This window comes from Pseudomonas sp. OTU750018, assembly GCF_011636575.1.
Lineage (GTDB): Bacteria > Pseudomonadota > Gammaproteobacteria > Pseudomonadales > Pseudomonadaceae > Aquipseudomonas > Aquipseudomonas peli.
In genome coordinates this window covers 1,756,137-1,777,308 of record NZ_JAAPAU010000001.1, presented here as the reverse complement: position 1 = coordinate 1,777,308, position 21,172 = coordinate 1,756,137, and the positions used below count along the sequence as shown (strand labels likewise).

The 21,172-nt window shown below is 54.9% G+C and carries 21 protein-coding genes and 1 pseudogene; 13 read left to right on the top strand and 9 right to left on the bottom strand.

Translation table 11 applies throughout. The annotated features are described in order from the left end of the window. The first annotated feature begins 39 nt into the window (after positions 1 to 39). Positions 40 to 936, top strand: a complete 897-nt coding sequence (locus HCI85_RS08315; RefSeq protein WP_167144002.1) for a peptidoglycan DD-metalloendopeptidase family protein — start codon at positions 40 to 42, stop codon at positions 934 to 936. Positions 937 to 1,188: 252 nt separating this feature from the next. Here the strand turns inward: HCI85_RS08315 and HCI85_RS08310 are convergent, their stop codons facing one another. The 5 genes from HCI85_RS08310 to HCI85_RS08290 form a co-directional block, all read right to left on the bottom strand. Continuing rightward, positions 1,189 to 2,529, bottom strand: a complete 1,341-nt coding sequence (locus tag HCI85_RS08310; protein WP_167143998.1) for a hemolysin family protein — start codon at positions 2,527 to 2,529, stop codon at positions 1,189 to 1,191. 69 nt (positions 2,530 to 2,598) lie between these two features. After that, entirely contained in the window at positions 2,599 to 3,906 is a 1,308-nt protein-coding gene (gene phoR / locus HCI85_RS08305; RefSeq protein ID WP_167143994.1) for a phosphate regulon sensor histidine kinase PhoR, read from the bottom strand. Positions 3,907 to 3,975: 69 nt separating this feature from the next. Beyond that, complete coding sequence (phoB, locus tag HCI85_RS08300; protein ID WP_090250769.1) at positions 3,976 to 4,665, bottom strand: phosphate regulon transcriptional regulator PhoB; 690 nt, start codon at positions 4,663 to 4,665, stop codon at positions 3,976 to 3,978. Between the two features lie 91 nt (positions 4,666 to 4,756). Continuing rightward, on the bottom strand, positions 4,757 to 5,650 hold the full coding sequence (gene ubiA / locus HCI85_RS08295; protein WP_167143991.1) for a 4-hydroxybenzoate octaprenyltransferase: 894 nt from the start codon (positions 5,648 to 5,650) through the stop codon (positions 4,757 to 4,759). 110 nt (positions 5,651 to 5,760) lie between these two features. Further along, a complete protein-coding gene (locus tag HCI85_RS08290) occupies positions 5,761 to 6,315 on the bottom strand; it encodes a chorismate--pyruvate lyase family protein (RefSeq protein WP_167143988.1) in 555 nt (184 codons plus the stop codon). Positions 6,316 to 6,529: 214 nt separating this feature from the next. Here HCI85_RS08290 and HCI85_RS08285 point away from each other — a divergent pair, with 214 nt between their 5' ends. From HCI85_RS08285 to HCI85_RS08250, 8 genes are all read left to right on the top strand, one after another. After that, positions 6,530 to 6,697 (top strand): rubredoxin, encoded by a 168-nt coding sequence (locus HCI85_RS08285; RefSeq protein WP_090250760.1) that lies wholly within the window; start codon positions 6,530 to 6,532, stop codon positions 6,695 to 6,697. Positions 6,698 to 6,794: 97 nt separating this feature from the next. Beyond that, positions 6,795 to 6,962 carry a rubredoxin gene (locus tag HCI85_RS08280; protein ID WP_167143985.1) on the top strand — a complete coding sequence of 56 codons (168 nt, stop codon included), beginning with the start codon at positions 6,795 to 6,797 and terminating at the stop codon, positions 6,960 to 6,962. Between the two features lie 63 nt (positions 6,963 to 7,025). Further along, on the top strand, positions 7,026 to 8,174 hold the full coding sequence (locus HCI85_RS08275) for an NAD(P)/FAD-dependent oxidoreductase (protein ID WP_167143982.1): 1,149 nt from the start codon (positions 7,026 to 7,028) through the stop codon (positions 8,172 to 8,174). A gap of 186 nt (positions 8,175 to 8,360) precedes the next feature. Beyond that, the gene (locus tag HCI85_RS08270; protein ID WP_090250753.1) at positions 8,361 to 8,633 is read left to right on the top strand and encodes an HU family DNA-binding protein; all 273 of its coding nucleotides are present in this window, start codon (positions 8,361 to 8,363) and stop codon (positions 8,631 to 8,633) included. Between the two features lie 212 nt (positions 8,634 to 8,845). Then, positions 8,846 to 10,063, top strand: a complete 1,218-nt coding sequence (locus tag HCI85_RS08265) for a tyrosine-type recombinase/integrase (protein ID WP_143003809.1) — start codon at positions 8,846 to 8,848, stop codon at positions 10,061 to 10,063. Further along, complete coding sequence (locus tag HCI85_RS08260; RefSeq protein ID WP_167143979.1) at positions 10,064 to 11,668, top strand: site-specific integrase; 1,605 nt, start codon at positions 10,064 to 10,066, stop codon at positions 11,666 to 11,668. Further along, positions 11,669 to 14,326, top strand: coding sequence for a hypothetical protein (locus HCI85_RS08255; RefSeq protein WP_167143976.1), 2,658 nt, complete (start codon positions 11,669 to 11,671; stop codon positions 14,324 to 14,326). It begins immediately after the preceding gene. A gap of 2 nt (positions 14,327 to 14,328) precedes the next feature. Beyond that, complete coding sequence (locus tag HCI85_RS08250; RefSeq protein WP_167143973.1) at positions 14,329 to 14,784, top strand: hypothetical protein; 456 nt, start codon at positions 14,329 to 14,331, stop codon at positions 14,782 to 14,784. Between the two features lie 38 nt (positions 14,785 to 14,822). Here HCI85_RS08250 and HCI85_RS20975 read toward each other — a convergent pair. The 4 genes and pseudogenes from HCI85_RS20975 to cadR all read right to left on the bottom strand — a co-directional run. Next, positions 14,823 to 15,079 (bottom strand): annotated as a pseudogene (locus HCI85_RS20975) (HipA domain-containing protein); the annotation flags it as partial. A 143-nt stretch (positions 15,080 to 15,222) separates the two neighbouring features. Further along, positions 15,223 to 15,867: a DsbA family protein gene (locus tag HCI85_RS08235; protein ID WP_167143970.1), complete on the bottom strand. Its 645-nt coding sequence runs from the start codon at positions 15,865 to 15,867 to the stop codon at positions 15,223 to 15,225. Beyond that, positions 15,864 to 16,301, bottom strand: a complete 438-nt coding sequence (locus tag HCI85_RS08230; RefSeq protein WP_167143966.1) for a disulfide bond formation protein B — start codon at positions 16,299 to 16,301, stop codon at positions 15,864 to 15,866. Before HCI85_RS08230 ends, HCI85_RS08235 begins: the two co-directional genes overlap by 4 nt. A gap of 261 nt (positions 16,302 to 16,562) precedes the next feature. Continuing rightward, on the bottom strand, positions 16,563 to 17,015 hold the full coding sequence (gene cadR, locus HCI85_RS08225; protein ID WP_167143962.1) for a Cd(II)/Pb(II)-responsive transcriptional regulator: 453 nt from the start codon (positions 17,013 to 17,015) through the stop codon (positions 16,563 to 16,565). A 235-nt stretch (positions 17,016 to 17,250) separates the two neighbouring features. Here cadR and HCI85_RS08220 point away from each other — a divergent pair, with 235 nt between their 5' ends. From HCI85_RS08220 to HCI85_RS08205, 4 genes are read left to right on the top strand one after another with little or no spacing between them, the layout of a single operon-like run. Next, on the top strand, positions 17,251 to 19,533 hold the full coding sequence (locus tag HCI85_RS08220; RefSeq protein ID WP_167144326.1) for a heavy metal translocating P-type ATPase: 2,283 nt from the start codon (positions 17,251 to 17,253) through the stop codon (positions 19,531 to 19,533). A gap of 16 nt (positions 19,534 to 19,549) precedes the next feature. Further along, positions 19,550 to 19,897, top strand: a complete 348-nt coding sequence (locus HCI85_RS08215) for a DUF3703 domain-containing protein (RefSeq protein WP_167143959.1) — start codon at positions 19,550 to 19,552, stop codon at positions 19,895 to 19,897. Next, entirely contained in the window at positions 19,894 to 20,406 is a 513-nt protein-coding gene (gene lspA, locus HCI85_RS08210) for a signal peptidase II (protein WP_167143956.1), read from the top strand. The genes HCI85_RS08215 and lspA overlap by 4 nt, the downstream gene beginning before the upstream one ends. Beyond that, positions 20,403 to 21,149, top strand: a complete 747-nt coding sequence (locus HCI85_RS08205) for a helix-turn-helix transcriptional regulator (protein ID WP_167143953.1) — start codon at positions 20,403 to 20,405, stop codon at positions 21,147 to 21,149. The genes lspA and HCI85_RS08205 overlap by 4 nt, the downstream gene beginning before the upstream one ends. The last annotated feature ends 23 nt before the right edge of the window (positions 21,150 to 21,172 follow it).

Below are 21,172 nucleotides of genomic sequence, written 5' to 3'. Positions count from 1 at the left end.
GATTGGCCCGGACAGACAAATCATAAGATCCGAGTCGTTATGCTAGGGCGTCTGATACTTCTCTGCAGTTTGTTGACCCTTGCCGGCCAGGCAGCGGCGTTGACTATTTACAAGTACACCGATGCTAACGGCGTGGTCACCTATACCGACCAGGCCGCGCCCGGTGCCCAGGTGTTTGTGTTTCGCGACCGTATGGTTGAGCGCCTGGACAATCAGGTAAAGCTGGAAACCAAGAAACACGAGGCCGGTGAAACCCTGTTGGTGCGCAACGACCTGCACGCCCCGGTGCAGATTGAACTACGCCTGGAAGCCACGGATAACGTCACCGGCGTGCCGGAAAAGCCGATTAGCTGGGTATTACCGCCGCGCAGCAATATCCGTTTGGCCACCCTGGCCCCGCGTGATGCCAGCAAACCCATGCGGTATACCCCCAAGTTGCGTTATGCGATGGGCGACCCGCGCCTGCTGCCGACGCAGAAAAGCTACCCACTGCCGTGGCGTGGAGGGCCGTTCCGTCTGACTCAAGGGGCCAACGGCCAGTACAGCCACTTCACCCCCAAAGGCCGTTACGCCATGGATATCGCCATGCCCGAGGGCACGCCGATTGTTGCGGCACGCGGTGGCATCGTGGTGAAAACCGAGAATCAGCAAAGTGGACGCGGCAACAACCCGTCCGGCAACTATGTGCGCATTCTCCACGACGACGGCACCATGGGCGTTTACCTGCATTTGATGCAGGGGTCGGTGGCCGTGAGTGAAGGTGCTCGTGTGCGCGCTGGCAGCCTGCTCGCGCGTTCAGGCAACACGGGCAATAGCACCGGGCCGCATCTGCACTTCGTGGTGCAGCGCAACGTTGGCTTGGCGTTGGAGTCGATCCCGTTCAACTTCGCTCAGCCGGTCAACAGCCTGCCTAATTTCGCCGTCGGCGGCGAGTAAGAACCTGCAACGATCTGCTGCGCTTCGGCCTTACTGGGTTAAAAACAGGCTCGGCAAGCCGCTTACGGCCAACGCGCTTTTGCGCGACCCGAATGGCGAGCGGAATGAGTAATGCTCGTGTACAAAAGCACACTCGCGTGCGAGCCCAGTCCGCTTCCTCGCTGTCTTGACCAGCCGAAGGCTGTTCCTAGGTAGCGCCTTGTAGGACTCTCGCTCGCAAGATCGTAAACACGCTCTACGGCAGTCTGTCCCTCAATCCAGCTTAAGCACCTTGGCCAGCACGATCTTCGGGCCTTTCATCTTTTTGACGATGATGCGCAGGCCATCGACTTCTAGTACTTCCTCTTCTTCAGGCATGCGCTTGAGGGTGTCGTAAATCAGCCCGGCGAGGGTTTCCGCTTCGACGTGATCTAGGTCGACGCCGAGCAGGCGTTCGACTTTGGCCAGTGGCGTGTCGCCGCGTACCAGCAGTTTCCCCGGCTGGTACGCGAGAATGCCGCGTTCGGCTTTGCGATGTTCATCCTGAATGTCGCCCACCAGGGCTTCCAGTACGTCTTCCATGGTCAAGTAGCCGATTACCTTGCCGTCGGCTTCTTCGACTAAGGCGAAGTGCGAACCACCCATGCGGAATTGTTCTAGCAGGCTGGACAGCGGCATGTGCCGGCCGACGCGTTCAACAGGGTGCATCAGGTCAGCCAGTTTCAGTGCCGAGGGCAGCATTTCCAGCAAGGACAAGTGCAGCAGCAGGTCCTTGATATGCAGCACGCCGACGTACTCGCCACTGTTATCGTCGTAGACCGGGTAGCGGCTGTATTTGTGCCGACGGAACACGCTGAACACTTCGTCCAGTGCGGCTGTCAGCGGCAGGGACACCAAGTCCTCGCGGGAGTTGGCCCAGTCCACCACCTCCAGTTCGCCCAGCTCCACGGCCGAGGCCAGCACACGCATGTCCTGGTCGCTGGGGTCGCTGGCGCGGCTGGAATGGAGGATCAGCTTGAGTTCGTCGCGGCTGTAGTGGTGCTCATGGTGCGGCCCCGGCTCGCCCTGGCCGGCCACGCGCAGAATGGCATTGGCGCTGGCGTTGAGCAGGAAGATCGCCGGGTACATGGCCCAGTAGAACATATACAGCGGCGCGGCCGTCCACAGCGACAGCAGCTCGGGTTTGCGGATGGCCCAGGACTTGGGTGCCAGCTCGCCGACCACGATATGCAGGTAGGAAATGATAAAGAACGCGGTAAAGAAGGCGATGCCATGTATCAGCTTCGGCGATTCGATACCGATACCCGCCAGCAGCGGTTCGAGCAGGTGGGCAAAGGCCGGTTCGCCGACCCAGCCGAGGCCGAGGGAGGCCAGGGTGATACCCAGCTGACAGGCCGAGAGGTAGGCGTCGAGCTGGTTGTGTACGGTGCGCAGGATATGCCCGCGCCAGCCATTTTTTTCCGCCAGGGCATCGACCTTGGTGGCGCGCAGTTTGACGATGGCGAACTCGGCGGCAACGAAGAAGCCGTTGAGCAGCACCAGAAACAGAGCGAATAGAACGAGGCCGAAATCGGCGAAATAGTTGCTGGCGACGTAACTCGTGGAGGGGTCCATAAAGGGTTCGGGTAGTGAATGACCGCTAAAGGGTGGGGGCTGGCAGCCGGCTTTGCAAGTGGGGCGCGGTTACTGGCCGCGCCGTACCACTTGCAGCGTCGGGAAGTGGCAGGTGAAGGTGCTGCCTTTGCCCAGGGTGCTGGCGATATCCAGGCGCGCGCGGTGGCGCAGCAGCACATGCTTGACGATGGCCAGGCCAAGCCCGGTGCCACCGGTGTTGCTGGCGCGGCTGGAGTCGACCCGGTAGAAGCGCTCGGTCAGGCGCGGCAGATGCTTGGCCTCGATACCCAGGCCACTGTCCTGCACGCTGAGGTGCGCGCCCTGTTCATCGCCCCACCAGCGAATCTGGATGCTGCCTTCGTCCGGTGTGTATTTCACGGCGTTGAACACCAGATTGGAGAAGGCGCTGCGCAGCTCGGTTTCGCTGCCCTTGAGCTTGAGGTGCGGGTCTGCGTCCAGGCTGATGCGATGGTGGCGCTCGCCGGACAGCGCCTGGGCATCGTTCTTGATGCTCAGCAGTAGCAGATCGACGGCCACTGGTTGATTGTCCGAGGGGTAATCGGTGGCTTCCAGCTTGGCCAGCAACAACAGATCATTCAGCAGATTCTGCATGCGTCCGCCTTGTTGCTGCATCTGCTGCAGGGCGCGCAGCCAACGCGGATTCACGTCCTCGACGTTATCCAACAGCGTTTCCAGGTAGCCGCTGATCACTGTCAGGGGGGTGCGCAGCTCGTGGGAGACGTTGGCGACGAAATCCTTACGCATCTGCTCCAGCTGAAACAGGCGGGTGATGTCGCGTACCAGCATCAGGTGTTCGCGGTTGCCGTACTGGGTGATATGGAATTGCAGGCGCAGGCGGTCGCTGACTGGTGAGGGCAGCTCCAGCGGCTCGTTGTAATTGTGGTTCTCGAAATATTCGATAAAGCGCGGGTCGCGTACCAGGTTGGTGATCTGCTGGCCGCTGTCCTGTGGGGTTTTCAGGCCCAGCAGTTTCTCGGCGGCGATGTTCCACCATTCCAGGTTGCCGTCGCGGTCGAGCATGATCACCGCATCTTTAAGCGCAGCGGTGGACTCCTGGACGCGGTCGATCACTGCCTGCAGGCGGCCACGGACTTTCTGGTCGCGGCGCTGCAGGTGGTAGATGCTGTCGAACACTTCGCCCCACAGGCCGTAGCCATCGGGCGGTGCTTCGTCACCCTGGCGGGTGCGCAGCCATTTGTGCAGACGTAGCAGTTGTTGCAAGTGCCAGCCAAGGTAGCCGGCCAGGCCAATGACCAGTGCCCAGGCGTATTCGCCAGTGATCAGCCCCAGCAGCAGGCAGACACTGACCAGGAGCAACAAGCGACGTATCAGGGGGCCGCGCCAGTCTTGATTCAATTCGAGCTCATCCGCCAATCAATCCTTTTCACCGAGCGCTCATCGCGCCGGCAGGCCATCCTAACCGTGTTAGCTCTTGGTGGAGAAACGATAGCCGGTGCCGCGTACGGTTTGCACCAGGTTTTCGTAGGCTTCGCCGAGGGCTTTGCGCAGGCGACGGATATGCACATCGACGGTGCGCTCCTCCACGTACACGTTACCGCCCCAGACCTGGTCTAGCAGCTGGCCGCGGGTGTAGGCGCGCTCCTGGTGCGTCATAAAGAACTGCAGCAGGCGGTATTCGGTAGGACCCATCTCGGCCGGTTTACCGTCGATGGTGACGCGGTGGCTGACTGGGTCGAGCAGCAGGCCGCCGACTTCGATCGGCCCTTCACTGTCGGTCGGTCCAGCGCGGCGCAACACGGCTTTCAGGCGGGCGACCAGTTCGCGCGGGGAGAACGGCTTGGTGATGTAGTCGTCGGCACCGACTTCCAGGCCCTGGATCTTGTTGTCCTCTTCGCCTTTGGCTGTGAGCATGATGATCGGGATGTCGCCGGTCAGCTCATCGCGCTTGAGGCGCCGCGCCAGCTCAATGCCGCTGGTGCCGGGGAGCATCCAGTCGAGCAGAATCAAATCAGGTTTACGGTCGACGATGATGGCATGTGCCTGCTGGGTATTTTCCGCTTCCAGGCACTCGTAGCCGGCCATTTCTAGGGCCACGGCGATCATTTCACGGATCGGTGCTTCGTCATCGACGATCAGGATGTTCTTGCCAACCATGGGTCAAGCCTCGGGTCATCTCGCTGTAATGGGCTGCATTAGATAACGGAATTATTGCAGCGATATGACAGGTGCGCGGCAAAGCTTCTTTCTAGCCGCGCACAGCGTAGTCCACTACCAGGCCTATAAAGATCGCCAGACCAGCCCAATGGTTGTGCAGAAAGGCATTGAAGCAGGCCATTGGCTTGCGGTTGCGGGTCTTGTGAAACTCCCAGGCAAAGCAGCCAGCGGCGACCAGCAGACCGAGGTGGAAGTACAGGCCCAGCTCGAAGCGCGCCGCCGCCAGCAGCAGGCAGAGCAGCGCCAGGCCCTGGAGGATGACAATGATCAGACGGTCGGCATCGCCAAACAGAATGGCGGTGGAGCGTACGCCGATCTTCAGGTCATCCTCGCGGTCGGCCATGGCGTAGTAGGTGTCGTAGGCCACCGTCCATAGTAGGTTGGCGATATACAGCAGCCAGGCTTCCGGTGGCAGGCTGCCGGTTTCGGCAGTGAAAGCCATGGGCATGCCCCAGGAGAATGCCGCGCCCAACATCACCTGCGGGTAGAAGGTGTAGCGCTTCATAAAGGGGTAGCAGGCGGCCAGAGCCAGGCCGCCGAAGGACAGCCAGATGGTGGTGGCGTTGGTAAACAGCACCAGCACGAAGCTCAGCGACACCAGCACGGCGAATAGGACCAGCGCTTCACGCGGCTTGACCCTGCCACTGGCCAGCGGCCGCGCCTTGGTGCGGCTGACGTGGCCGTCGAAGTTGCGGTCGGCGTAGTCGTTGATCACGCAGCCAGCAGCGCGCATCAGAATCACCCCGAACACGAAGATCAGCAGGTTCTTCACGCTCGGCACGCCTTCGGCAGCAACCCACAGCGCCCACAGCGTTGGCCACAGCAGCAGGTAGATGCCGATGGGCTTGTCCAGGCGCATCAGCTGGATAAAGTCCCAGGCGCGTGGGTGCAGGCGATTAAGTGAATGCAGCAGGCGGGTATACATCGAGCGCGTCTCCATGCGAGGTGCGGCTGATTATACGGAGGGCGTAGGGCGGATCACGCTTTATCGATCCGCCCTAGTGCTGCTAGGTGGAGGTAAAAACGACACCCACTCTACGGCGTGTCGATCTCGGCGGCCTGCCAGAATGCGGGTAAGAACACCTCGGCCACCAGCACCCCCAGTGCGCCGCGGCTAAAGCACGAGCGCCGCGCCCACAGGCGCTCGCTGCAGGCGTCTGCTGGCAGCCACTGCGCCGGATAGCGGCACACCTGCAATTCACCACGCTCAAAGGCGCGGTCGCTGAACAGCAATTCACCCAGCGAGCGGCTGCCGAGTTGATCCAGCGCCAAACCGGAGCCTTCCAGTACGCTGCGCGCCGCCACGCTGCGGGCGAATACCCAGGGCTGGCCGTGACCGCGCAGATACACTTCGCGCACCCAGCCCTGGCTGCCGTTGACCACGCCCAGCGCGTTGCATTCATCGCTGCGCAGGCGCTGCCAGCCTTCCTGCAGCGGGGTGACGCTGAAACTATCGGCCGACAGGACGGTGAGCCGCCGCGTCAGCGAATCCTCATTGAATAGCCAGTCGCGCACCGCAGCAGTGGGCGCAGGGTGCAGTTGGCTGGCAGTCAGCCAGCGCGGCGGGTGGGCGAGGGCGGTGTGGGGCACGAGCGGTTTCACCGTAGGCAGAGGCGCGCGAGTCTAGCATGGGCCTTGCGCCTGGATAGATGACGCAAGGCGCGGCGATTGGCCGCTACGCCGGGCACAACCCGACTTTGGTTGGCCTCAATGGCGCGCTATTCATCGCCCGGCGGCTTGGCGCACCTGCGCATATACGGTAGTTTCCCCGGCGCAATAGCCGTGTGATCCACCTGAGGTAGTTATGAAGAAGTGGCAATGTGTGGTCTGTGGACTGATTTACGACGAGAGCCAAGGCTGGCCTGATGACGGTATCGCCGCCGGAACACTCTGGCAGGATGTCCCGGAAGACTGGCTGTGCCCTGACTGTGGCGTGGGTAAATTGGATTTCGAAATGATCGAAATCGGTTGAGTCCAGGCTGTGGCAAGCGGCGACCCAAGGGTCGCCGTTTTGTTTAGCGAGTGCGCATACTAAACCCTCGAACGAGCTGAGTAAGCGCGAGGTGGTTATGCGCAAGTGGCAGTGTGTGGTGTGCGGTTTTATCTATGACGAAGCCCTCGGCCTGCCCGATGAAGGCATCGCCCCGGGCACGGCCTGGGAAGATATTCCCGCCGATTGGTTGTGCCCCGATTGCGGCGTCGGCAAGCTGGATTTCGAGATGGTCGAAATCGTCTGAGCCGCGTCAGCCCCAAAATCTATTACGGCCGCTGCAGTGCGCGGCCTATGTGAGGAATGCAGCATGAGTGCACCTGTCGTTATCGTCGGCACCGGCTTGGCCGGCTACAACCTGGCACGTGAATTCCGCAAGCTGGACAGCGAAACCCCGCTGCTGCTGATCACCGCTGACGACGGTCGCTCGTATTCCAAACCCATGCTGTCCACCGGCTTTGCCAAAAACAAGGATGCTGATGGCCTGAGCATGGCCGAGCCGGGCGCTATGGCCGATCAGCTCAACGCGGAAATTCGCACCCACACCCGCATCAGCGGCATTGACCCTGGCCACAAGCAGCTGTGGATTGGCGAAGAGGCTGTGCCTTATCGCGACCTGATCCTGGCCTGGGGCGCCGAGGTGATTCGTGTACCGGTCGAAGGCGACGCTGATGATGCGATCTTCTCGATCAATGACCTGGAAGACTATGCACGCTTTCGCACGGCTGCTGCCGGCAAACAGCGCGTCCTGCTACTGGGGGCCGGGCTGATCGGCTGCGAGTTTGCCAATGACCTGAGCCTGGGCGGTTACCAAGTTGAGTTGGTCGCGCCCTGCGAGCAGGTCATGCCTGGCCTGCTGCATCCGGCTGCTGCCGCCGCAGTTCATGCGGGTCTGGAAGGGCTGGGCGCGCGCTTTCACCTCGGGCCGGTGTTGGCCAGCCTGAATCACAAAGGTGATGCACTGGAAGCGCACCTGTCCGACGGCACGCTGATTGAGTGCGATCTGGTGCTTTCGGCTGTGGGCCTGCGTCCACGTATCGAGCTGGCGGCAGCGGCTGGGCTGGCGGTCAATCGCGGGGTGGTGGTCGACCGCCAGCTGCGCACCTCGCACGCCAATATCTACGCCCTGGGTGATTGCGCCGAGGTCGATGGCATCAACCTGCTCTACGTTATGCCGCTGATGACCAGTGCCCGTGCACTGGCGCAAACCTTGGCCGGTACCCCTACGGCAGTCAGCTACGGGCCGATGCCAGTTACGGTAAAAACTCCGGTCTGTCCGCTGGTGGTATCGCCACCACCGCGCGGCCTGCAAGGCGAGTGGAGCGTTGAAGGCAGCGGCGCCGACATCAAGGCGCTGTGCCATGACAGCAGCGGTGCGCTACTGGGCTACGCCCTCACCGGTACGGCCGTGCAGGACAAATTGGCGTTGAATAAGCTGCTGCCTGCGCTTTTGGCCTGAATGGCGGTCGTTCTGTCGGATATGCCACAAAATTGCCCGGTTTAACTGTCGGACAAGACTGGCGCAGGGCTGGATGGCATGCCATCCTCCCTCAGTCTGCCGCAGCCTAGAGCTGTTGCCGCGCCTTGGTATCTGCTCGCGCAGAGCAGCCCGGACACAACAACAAAAAACCGTAAAGAGGCATTTATGCGTAAACCGGAACTCGCCGCCGCCATCGCCGATAAGGCGGATCTGACCAAAGATCAGGCAAACCGTGTACTTAACGCCGTACTCGAAGAAATCACCAATGCACTGAACCGCAAGGACAGCGTCACATTGGTCGGCTTCGGTACCTTCGTGCAACGCCACCGTGGTGCTCGCACCGGTAAAAATCCGCAAACCGGCGAGCCGGTGAAGATCAAGGCCAGCAACACCGTCGCCTTCAAACCGGGCAAGTCCCTGAAAGATGCTGTAAATTAAACAGAGAGTGTTTCATTTTCTGTGGATAAGTTCTGCAAAGCCCCGAGAATCGGGGCTTTGCACTATCTGGGGTAAGTGAAAATATCGAAACAGTGTTTCATTAAGTATTTAAAAGAAAAAGTGACCGCATTGAAGCAGTAGCGTTTCATTATTGACGCCCATTTAGCCTGTCTATAGGCTTCCGTGCTCGTGAAAAAAGCGCGGTGTTTCATTTGAAGAATTCAGTCTTTTCGCTCACTACCGTCGTCTTCGATAAATTGGGCGGTATAAAACTAAAGTTAGTAACTGAAAGTAGCCAGGTTGATATATTTGCCGGCGCGTATGCTTTGCAACGATTCGACAATGGCTCGAAGCCAAATACCATACGAGTTGATCAGAGTTCAATTCTGATCCTATATCGGTTCTGTGAAATTCAAAAAGTAGATTTGATCGAGCGCATCGCAAATCTTAATCCGCTTACTATCGGTGAAATTGAATCTTTCTCATCGTATTGCGGCTTTGCTCAACAGAGCGGCGAGCAGGTTAATCCGAATTGGTATGGTGCCCGCATGCGAGGCGCTAAAAAATTTATAGATTACCTATGGCTGTTCTATGAGGGGCGGTGCGCTCGAAACTTGGAGCAACTTAAAATTGCTAAGCGTTCGTATGAGAGGATGACTGCCGGCTTCAAGTTGTATATGAAAGCTCCTTACAGGGGCGATAAAAAAGACAGGATCGGCCTTACTCCTGCACTTCAGGCTAAGTTCATTGCTATTATTGACCCTGATGAGAGCAATAATTTAAATCCTTGGAAGATTTATAAGGTGCGATGGAGAAATTATATTCTCCTGCTTCTATTGATGTTGGGCGGAAATCGTAAAGGTGAGACGTTACTGTTGAAGCTGAATAATTTCCAGCTTACAGGAATGCGAAAGTATTACGACATCGTCAAGAACAAAGATGTGATTGATTATCCTCGCGCTGAGTCCCCCTCAGTTAAAACACTCGGTCGGCAGGTGGTGTTGCATGATCAACTGGCCGCATTAGTTGAACACTACATTGTGAATGTCAGAAAAGAATTCATCGGCTGGCAGTCAACAAGCTATGTCTTCCTGTCTTACCGGGATGGGCGTCCTCTTTCAGTGCAGACTCCTAATTCAATCCTGAATGAACTTATAAAACAATATCCAGAGTTTGTGGGTCTTCTCAGCCCCCATCGCCTTCGCAATACGTTTCATGATCTTTTGAATCAGGCACTGGATAGAAAGTTTAAGGGTGAAAGTGGTTTAAGTCGTAAGATTTTGAAAGCACCTATTCAGGAAGCGGCAGGCGGTTGGGCTAAGAATAGTAATATGCCTGAGCATTATGCTAAAGGATCGATACAAGCCAAAGTAGCCGAGTTACAAGCCCTACTCCAGCAAGAAGCCCTTAAGCCACAACTGGTTGATTAAATGAAAGAACTCCAGAGTCAGAGGGTGTTGTCCGGCAACGATGAACTTTCAGATTTTTTGCCGGGAGGCACTTTTGTAAAAAGTCGATTGGGCTATGACATCGAATTATTTGATGAGTATGGTGGCTTTCGATCTGCAATAAAATTGCCGGATGATACGGGTGAGTTTGTTTATCTTACATCACATTATCTTAATCTGTTGGATTTTGAGTTAAGAGAGATTGCGAGGAGTTATCTAAGATATATCTTGGAGAGATATCACGCTTCAACTGTTAGAATTAAATATAAATTTCTTGATTTGTTTGCCCGTGAGATGTCCAAAGGAGTTCATATCAATGACTTCTTGGAAAGTCTTTCTGTGCTTGAAAATAAAGAAAAGGCAGCATATATCTCTGCTTGTAAGGAATTTTTGAAGTTTCTATTGCTTTGCGGCTATGAAGATCTTTCACTTGAAGTGTATGAGGATTTCCATAAACTTCGAAATTATTCAGGTAAAGAAAATGCCTATTTAGCTCTATTTGTAATGGATGATGCCAGAGGGCCATTTACTAGAGAGGAAGTTTCCGTACTGTCAGGTCAGGTTAATAACCAGGCACTTCCGTTGGAATTTCGCTTGGTGTTAGATCTGTGTTTGTGTTTTGGGTTGAGACCAATACAAATTTCTTTATTGAAAAGAAAAGATTTTATTAAAGATAGTAGGAGCGGATTGTATTATCTTAACGTGCCGCGCGTGAAGCAAGATTCGCGCAATCGGCGAGTTCAATTCAGCTCTCGAATACTCACGGAAAGAACTGCAAGTCTTATTCAGTCTTACATAGATTCTGCAAAAAATCCCGATGGTATTGATCCTGCAGAGCTACCACTTTTTATTAACTCAAAATCGATAAATTTAGAACGAGACGGAAATACCTTAGGAAGTCACTACTGGGAAGATGCAGAGCGGTTGTCAAGTGACTATTTCTCAGATGAGTCAAAGCGGGCCATACTCTACCAAAAGTCGAGTGGCAAAATTAATTATATCCTTTGGGGAAATGAACATAGGCTGCCATTTTCCCCTCGTACCGGAAAGAAATTCAGTTTGTGTGCATATAGATTTCGTTACACGGTTGGCACGCAAGCAGTAATGTCCGGTTGTTCGCCAGAAGAGCTTGCCGATTTACTCGATCACAATGATACGAATAGCATTAAACACTACTTCAGATTCACTCATGAAATGTGGGAGATTCTAGAAAATGCTACGTTGAGTCGCATTGAACAGAAGCAATTCACAGCTGCTTGGATGAGAGAAGGTGACCTTGTAAATAATATATATAGTCACGTATGTGAACCAAGAAATTTCAATGTCATAGGAAAGTGTGCGTCTCAATCTATATGCTTCGAGGAGCCGGCGGTATCTTGCTATTCGTGTGACAGATTTTGTCCTAATAAAGATGTTGTAGCACATGAAAGTGCTTTGGAGGGTTTGGTAGAGCGAAAAGATCGCTTGCTAACCGTCAGCACCGCTAATGTAGTTTCAGTTATAGACCAGGCCATAGCTGGTTGCCGTGCTGCAATCGCCTACTCTGAAGGGCAGGACGTGGTTCTAATTAATGTGAAGGAAGTCTGAGTGCAAAATATAATGGCACAGGATATTTTGCATGAGGAGCTTCGGATTAAGCTAAACCGCCTTGCCAGCAAAGCCGAGGAGAGATTCTCAAAACTCAGTTGTTTCAATGGGTCAAAGTGGGAGGATCTCTCCTGGTTATATAACGGAAGGCATAATGTTTATTTGCTGGCTCGCGGAGAAACTAATGCAGAGTTAATGCTACTTAATAAGGTCTTCTTGGTAAGTTATCTCTGGGACAGAAGGGCGGACCACAAGGTGGTATCAGCTGGTCGCGTTATGGACTTATCGGCTGCGGTAAAGTATATGGCTGCTCAGGGTGTTGTTAACCTTAGAGGGCTTGATCAATCTTCCTACATGACAACGTTTAAATATATTCAAACACGCTATAAATCACCTGCTAGTGCATGTAGATCGCTAAATTATTTTATCAGATTCATCTTTAATTCTTCCTTGACCGTTAGCAATTTTGACCTCATCGGTACGCAGGATCTTCAAGAGAAAGATAAGTATGGCCGTGTTGCCCTTGGAGATAAACTGCCGCTTCCAGAATTGGTCAAAGCAATCATAGCGTTGAAGTGGGCAGTGCAAGACCAGTGGGATGGCAGCTTTCGTGCTCAGATGGATATGTTGTCGGTTCTGACTCAGGCATTTCAATATGGATTAGGCCTAAGAATCGGGGAGGTTCTGCGGTTACCTAAGAACTGCTTAGTTACAATAAACAGTGAGTTATATTGTCGAGTATGGACAGAAAAAGGTGCGGAGCCAATCGCCAGGTATGTCCCTACTATCTGGAGAGCCGCCCTCTGTGAAGCGGTTCTCCGAATTGATGCCATCTGCGAACCCTACAGAAAAAGGGCTTTGAGCATTGAAGATGGTTCCTATGCCGAGACTCTCGATTATCGCTTTCAGGGAAGAACAGAAGCAATTGATCGGCATATTGAGTCTACCCTAAACTGTCTATCTAAGAAAATAGAGTCTAATGTTTCAGCGTCTGAAAGACAGTTGCGCCTCCTGAAGTATCTGCCGGATGAAGAACTTGTTGAGCTCAAGAATTTGCGTGAGTACTTACCATTTGCCTCGAATTCGCACGACTCTACTTCACTCCTTAAATTCTACAAAAAAAACGGATTTAAGATAACTTCAAAATCACTCGGAAAGGTAAAGTGCGTTTATTATGTACGAGGATCTGATGTTAAGCAGCGACTTGCTCAATTGATAGAGTTTCGCCGCAATATTGTTTTATATTCTGAGTTTTTTGAGGTGCTCCATAAACGACCACCTGCAGGAAGTCGGTCTAAGGATGTACACGCTCTAAAAGATAGGTTGCAGTCGCAAAGCCTGGCTTCTTTGGAAGCCTTTGTCTTGACGGGGGAGTCGTGTCTTTATGGTGCGAGGATAGTATATCTTAGTCGTGACGATGCAGTTGCCGCAATAAGAAATATTGTCAGTGGTGGGTATGATTATCGCGCTTACATTCCGATATTAGATGCTGAGGAACTTTATCCAGAGCTGTTCAACCAGAAGACCATGACCTACATTGCTAATGCAAATGCGGCTGGGTTCTACTCGTTTCTTAGAGTCTCGGAAGAACGAATCAATTTTTATAGGCCAGTCGCGAAAAGCAATAGAGTTAAGCATTCTGCCGTATCTGGGTTCTTGGTTGAACAGGCCAGCATTAAAAGTGCCGTTGTAGATGCTTTTGTATCAGTTAATACAAAAGTTAAGTCAGAACTAATCCAGGGAATTAAAGAGGAACTTCTAGCGGATGGAGTAGAGATTGGTTCGGCTACATTTGGGATAAATCAAAAAGTCTCTGATTATTTATTTGTTGTCCCAAGCAATCTTGGCGGTGTGTATAACGAACACATTCCATCTATCCTTGGCTATTTTTCTGTTCTATATGCGATAAAACCAGCTAAGCAGGGGCAGTCAGCGTTTGTCCGTTACGGTGTTGTAGCCAATGAAGAGATTGTAAGTACGTTTCAGACCCACAAGGGACGACATTGGCAAACTAATTCACTTTTTCGGGCGGGCTTGGCTGCAAGTATTGTGAATAAGTGGATGGGAAGATCTGATAGTCAAGGTGATCATTACGATCATCAGACTGCTAAAGAACGTGCTGAGAAAGTCGGTGAGCTTATGCTCTCTGAGCAGTCCCGCTTTATTGGTGATCTGGCGAATAAGGTCAAGGCTTGGACTGACAATGATATTCCGACCCAGAATGTGCAGACCTTTTTGACTGATATGCTGCAAACCGTACATTACGGTCCGCTTGGGCATTGTTTTCGTGATATTAATTTGAAGCCCTGCGAATTTCATCTGAAGTGTCTGACCGGCAATTCAGGAAAAGGCTGTAGAGAGTTCGTTGTAGATCTTTTAGATCCAGTTCAAATAAAGCAAGTCGAGTCAGAGCGTAATAGATCAGAAATTGAGTTGGCGCGGCTTTTTGAAGCCTTGAATAGACCCGGTATCCCGGTAGAGTCTGTTGAAATGCATATCGAACATCAAATGGCGATTTTTAGAAATGCTTCTTATATTTTAGATAATTCTGAGGTGGTGCTTAACGAAATTCAAGTTGAAAAGAGTAAGGACTATCAGCCATTTAGGACCAATGGCTCTGTTCCAAGCGACTGTGTATTCCAATGTGGAGTAGCTTGATTGTGACTACGTCTACTGAGCAATGGGGTAAAGCTTTTTCGGTATTGCAACAATTTGAAAGACAGCTGATAGATCCTTCAAACTTTGGGTGGAAGTATATTACCGATAAGTCTGGTGTATCTAAGCCGACCCTTTGGCGAAACAAGGAATTTGAAAAAGAGTTTCAACGTATTAAGGAAGTTGTCAAAAGTTATGCTCGTGGTGAGAAACAGTTCGATCAAGAGGTTTCACTGAAAGCGGCCAGAGATCGTGATCGAGATCACCAGATCGAGGTGCTCAAGGCACAGGTCCAGGAGTTGACGAAGCAATTAAATAGGGAGCGCGAAAGACTCATATACGCCTCTATGATTGCTCGCCGTAAGAATATCGATCCTGCGGAATTCTTAGATGAGAGCCCAGTGTTTCGTAAGCCTGCCAAAGGCGGCTCGGTGGTCAAGCTGCCATCAAAGGGGCACTAGCCAAGTCGGGTGCCATCATCTGGCTTTGTACTGGCATTTAAGGCCAAATAGCTCTTGCTGTACTTTTGCTCCGCGGCCAGCCCCTCAATGCCACCCTGTCCTCGAAACCGATGGGGTTGAGCTTCTCATCTCGGTCGATGCGGCGCATAACTAACTACTTGGCGTTGGCGGAGAGATAGAGTTCCGGCACCGCAATTCCCGCCGCCCTTGCCGCGGACATACAACGGTACTCGTTTACCGCCAACCTCGATAACTCCTCCTGGCCGCCCTTGATGATCAGGCCAGAGGTTTTCGAGGCGAGACCTGGCACATAGCAGGCTGCCAACCACATAAGTAACCCGAAAATACTGGCCACAATCGGCGGAGGTATCCTGTTTTCCAGTGTTCGCATAAAAGTGCTCGATAACGCAGCCACAGCGTTTGCGCCAGTCGCTATGTTTAGCGTACTTTTTGCAGTTCGCTCTGCACTAGTTCTAGCAGCGGCTCCGGGCCGAACTTCGTCAGCAGCGTGCCGTTGACGAAGAAAGTTGGCGTGCCTTGAATCCCCACTTTCTTAACGTCCGCTGCGTCTTTAGCCAGGATGTCGTCGATAGCCGGCGAGTTCATCGTGGCGCGGGCCTTCTCGACATCCAGGCCAACTGCTGCTGCGGCTTCCCAGGCCTTCTGCGCTTTCGCGTCGTCATGCCACAGCGGCTGGGCCTCCAGCACGGCTGCTAGCACAGGCTCGTAAAGCCCCTGCATTCGCGCCGTCTCCAGCAGGCGCACGGCCTCTTCTGAACCTTTGTGGAACAACACATAGCGCACGACCAGACGCACGTCCTGTGGGTACTGCGCCATGATTTGCTTTACGTAGGGGAAGAACGCCCGGCAGCTTTCGCACGATGGGTCGAAGAACTCGACGATGGTGACCGGCGCCTTGATTGGCCCAAGGGTTGGCGAGTGGAAACGTACCAACGAACTGCTCGCCTGGGTGACTGCTTGAGTCTCCTGAGGTGCTGAAAAACGCTGATAGAGCACTGCCGCAGCGATAAAGCCGGCAATGGTTACAGCGCTGATGGTCAGTACGATGGCACGTCTATTCATACAAGGGTTCTCCGGCGAATCAGGGCAAGAAGCAAGACGATGGCGGTGAAAGCCGCCAGGGAAAGCAGCGGCAGCGGCACGCTACCAAAGATCAGCATATCGGCCCCGGAACAGGAGGTTCCGGCGCTACACGGCTTGAGGTTTTCTGGAAGTATGCCCATGAACAGCAGGGAGTGATACAGGGCGATTGCCCAACCGATAACGGCCAGGGGCAAGGCGTAAAGCCAAACGGCGAAGTCCGCGCGATAACAGGCGACCGTCAGCATTACCCCCAAAGGAAACATGAAGATGCGCTGGAACCAGCACAGCACGCATGGGGTTTTGCCCATGACTTCACCGATAAACAAGGCGGCTAGGGTTGCGGCCACAGCCAGCAACCACACAGAGAGCAGCAAACCCCAGGGGTTAGCGGAGGGGTGACTCTGGCTTCTCATCGTTATTTACTCGCCATTTTCCTTAAATAGGGATGGCACGTTAGCGGGCCCGCAGCAGCTGTCGATTGGCTTTGTGTTACAGCATGCGTCCTGCACAGGAACCGGTCGATTCGCTTGGCGTTGCAACCAGCAGGCACAGCAACTATCGAGCTGGGCGGTTCATCTTGATGACGAAGCTCCCATTAAGGCTGGGGCTGGCAACTACAACGTGAATCGCGCCGGGGGTTTGTAAATACTTTCCGCGCTCTTCTAAGGCGATGGTCAATGACGGTGGCTTTTCCCAACATGGGTGTGCCCGTCATCCGGAAGCGCATTGACTCCGCCAGTGGTGTTCAGGCGCTGGAGGATTCCGCACTCGTCTACGCCCCGCTCAGAAGCGCAGCGGTGGCGCAACTCAACCAGCTGTTTTTGCAGCGCCAACAGGCTGGTCACGCGTGCTTGCACATGCTCAATGTGCTCATCCACTAAGCTATTTACACCCTCACAGTTTTCCTCTGGCCGATCCATCAGCGCCAGCAAACTTCTGATCTCGTCCAGGGTCATGTCCAGCGTTCGGCAGTTGCGAATGAACGTAAGCCGCTCAAGGTGCTCACTGCTGTACAGGCGGTAGTTACCCTCGCTGCGAGCCGGAGCCGGCAACAGCCCCTCGCGCTCGTAATAGCGAACCGTTTCAACCTGGCAATCGGCAAGCTTGGCCAGCTCTCCAATTTTCATGAAATACCTCTTCGACAAACGCTTGACCCTGTAGTGGCTTCAGGGTGTTCACTCTGCATAACTGATCAATGAGGATACCCCCATGGCTGGCTGCTGCAGTGATGAACACAAACCTGAAGCGGTTTCAAATGATGTCTGCTGTGACCCCAATGAGGCAATTAAGTGCTCCTCCGCTACAGCCTCAACGGTAAATGCCGTAGCTGGCTCCAGGCTCAGCAGCTTTCGCATTGCGCAAATGGACTGCCCTACCGAACAGTCGCTGATTCAGGACAAGCTGAGCAAGCTCGCAGGCGTAGATAAGCTCGACTTCAACCTGATCAAACGGATTCTTGGGGTATGGCACAACTTGCCGTCGACCGCCCCCATCGAGGAGGCGATCTTGTCCCTGGGAATGCAGGCAGAACCGCTCTCTGCTGAAGGGCAAGCCCGCATCAAAATTGAACAGATGGACTGCCCAACGGAAGAAAAGCTGATCCGCGACAAGCTCTCCTCAGTGCCCGGCATCAGCGCGCTGGAGTTCAACCTGCTGCAACGCGTACTGACGTTTAGCCACACAGCAGAAGCATTGCCAGCAGCACTGGCCGCGATTCGCGACCTTGGTTTCACGCCAGTGGTTGAGGATTCAGCAACAGCAAATGAAGAAGCGCAAGGAACCCCGCGCAAGAAAGCCTGGTGGCCCTTGGCGCTCTCGGGCGTGGCCGCCGTATCGGCGGAAGTGATCCACTTTGCCGAGCTTGCGCCAGATTGGGCTGTGGCTGGCGTGGCGCTGCTCGCCATTCTGCTGTGCGGCCTAACGACCTATAAAAAGGGCTGGATCGCGCTGAAGAACCGCAACCTGAACATCAATGCGCTGATGAGTATCGCGGTGACCGGTGCGGTGCTGATTGGGCAATGGCCAGAAGCGGCCATGGTCATGTTCCTCTTTTCTGTAGCAGAACTGATCGAAGCGAAGTCATTGGATCGGGCTCGCAATGCCATCCGCGGCCTGATGGATCTGACGCCGGAGCGCGCCACGGTGCAGCAGATCGATGGCACATGGCTTGAAGTTGACGTTAAAACTATCGCCGTAGGCGCATTGGTCAGGGTAAGACCGGGCGAACGAATCGGTCTCGACGGCGAGGTTACGTCCGGCAACTCCACCATCAACCAAGCGCCCATCACGGGGGAAAGCCTGCCCGTAGAGAAAACCATTGGCGACCCGGTTTTTGCAGGAACCATCAACGAAGCCGGCTCCCTGGAATACCGCGTCCTAGCCGCCGCTGCCAACACCACGCTGGCACGTATCATTCACGCGGTCGAAGAGGCGCAGGGTTCACGTGCGCCGACCCAGCGCTTTGTCGATCAATTCGCCAAGGTATACACCCCTGTCGTATTCCTATTCGCCCTAGCTATCGCCATTGTGCCGCCACTCTTCATGGCCGAGCCCTGGTACGACTGGATCTACCGTGCTTTGGTGCTGCTGGTGGTCGCCTGCCCTTGCGCCTTGGTCATATCGACGCCCGTCACCATTGTCAGTGGCCTGGCAGCGGCGGCGCGTAAAGGCATTCTGGTCAAAGGCGGCGTCTATCTGGAAATCGGTGGCAAGCTTGGCTTCCTGGCACTCGACAAAACCGGAACCATTACTCATGGCAAGCCGGTACAGACCGATTACATGCCGTTGGTTGAACAGGATTCAGAACTCTACCGTACTCATGCTGCCAGCCTCGCCAGTCGCTCTGACCACCCGGTTTCGCAGGCAATAGCCAAGCATGCCACTGAGAATGGCCTGACGTTTGCTGCCGTTGAGGGATTCGAAGCCCTGCCGGGTCGAGGTGTTCGAGGCACCATCGAAGGCATAGATTTCCACCTGGGTAACCACCGCCTGGTGGAAGAGCTTGGCCTCTGCTCACCCGAGCTGGAAGCGACGCTGGAGCGTCTCGAACGCCAAGGTAAAACAGTGGTGGTGCTGTGCAATCCGCAGCGTGCCATTGCCCTGTTCGCCGTTGCCGATACCGTCAAGGACTCCAGCCGCCAGGCAATTGAGGAGCTTCACGCGCTTGGCGTGAAGACCACAATGCTGACCGGCGATAACCCGCACACCGCAGATGCGATTGCACAGCAGGTAGGCATCGACGAGGCACGCGGCAACCTTCTGCCAGTCGACAAATTGCAGGCCATTGAAGCATTGCAGGCGCGCGGCTACGTTGTAGGGATGGTCGGCGATGGCATCAACGATGCGCCGGCGCTGGCGAAGTCTGAAATCGGTTTCGCCATGGCCGCCGCCGGCACGGACACGGCCATCGAAACTGCGGATGTGGCCTTGATGGATGACGACCTGCGCAAGATCCCGGCCTTCATCCGCCTGTCTCAACAGACCGCCGTCATCCTCAAGCAGAACATCGTGCTGGCGTTAGGGATCAAGGCCCTGTTTCTCGCCATTACCTTAACGGGGCAGGCGACGATGTGGATGGCCGTCTTTGCCGACATGGGTGTCAGTCTGCTGGTGGTGTTCAACGGCCTGCGCCTGCTTAAAAAGTAGGGTTGGAGGATTGAAGATGAAAGCAGCATTGCAACTCGCAATTGAACAAGCCTTTCAGCAGGCCCGGCAGGCCATGCAGGAACAGCGCAGTACAGATGCCTTTCAATGGCTGGAGCGCGCGCACATCCTGACTCAGCGCCAACCTTTGCTGCATGCCAGGTCACACTGGCTGATGCTCACGCTCGGCTGGCAAATTGGCGATTATCGCGAGGTGGCGGGGCAAATACCGCGCATTGTCGCGGCCCTGCTGTTTTCCAGAATTTGGGTGCCCATCGGCAATACCGGCCGCTCGAGGATCAGTGCTTTCGCGCCCATGCCCATCTCTCAGGAGTTGCAGCGACTTCTCCAAGGAGGAGAACAATGAAGTCACTTCCTGGAGTGACACACTTTATCGCTCCCTGGCGTTGGTGGACGCTAGCGCTGGCCATTGCCTCGGCCGACCAAGCGCTCAAGAGCGCAATTGCGGGGGCGCTACCGGTCGGCAGCGTCATTCCGCTGGCCCCGTTCTTCAATCTGGTTCATTTCTGGAATACCGGTGCAGCGTTCAGCTTCCTGGCTGACGCGGGTGGTTGGCAGCGTTACTTTTTCAGCGTCATCGCCTTGGTCGTTTCGGTGGTGCTGGCTCTGATATTGCGTAAACCCAGAGCCAACAGCGAAGCCCTAGGCTATAGCCTCATCTTAGGCGGTGCCGTTGGCAATCTGATTGATCGAGCCTCGCAAGGCCATGTGATCGACTACCTGGATTTTTACTGGCAGTCCTGGCATTGGCCTGCGTTTAACCTGGCGGATATCGGTATCGTCGGTGGTGCGACCATGTTGATCCTGAGCAGCTTACTGAACCCGAATGAGGAAACCGGCCGAGCCAGAGAATGAAAGACTTGCCCTCAACAGGCGCGGTGCGCTGGGCAGGCCATGCCTGGGTGGGGCCCGGCATCGGCATCTTTCATGGCCGTGCCGGCCACCAGGATTGGCACCACCATCAGGCACATCAGATCTCAGCGGGTCTCGATTCACCTGTATTGGTTGAAACGCCGCTGGGCATTCAAACAGGATCGGCCGTCTTCATCCCGGCCGGCTTGCCGCATCGGCTCAGCGCCAACCGAGTGCTATCGATCTATCTGGATGCAGTGTCCGATGAGGCGCGTGCTTTGTGTGGCAGCGAAACAGCGCGGGTGATTGAGATCGCGCCGGGGGATATCACGCCGATTATCGAGGCGCTACGTGAGCCAGGGCACACTGCACTTCAGGTAAGAGCGGGGGTGCGCCAATCACTGCAACTTTCCGATCCGCCGCCTTCAGATCCTCGTTTGACCACTGTGGTTGAGGCGCTGCGTAGTGGCCAAATGGGACGCGACGAAATGGCCGCGTTGGTGCATTTATCCCCCTCACGGTTTTCCCACTGGTTTGTAGAGCAAACCGGCCTGCCGCTGCGCAGCTATGCGAAATGGTTGCGTCTCACGCAGGCCCTGCAATATGTGGCCAAAGGTGTACGACTAACCGAAGCAGCTCATGCAGCGGGCTTTTCTGACTCGGCGCATTTCTCCCGGACATTCCGGACGCTGCTGGGCATCGATCCTTCTTCCGCACTGGCTGAGGTCGATCTTCAGGAGTCATAGCTCTTTCGTTCAAGCCGAAAGCG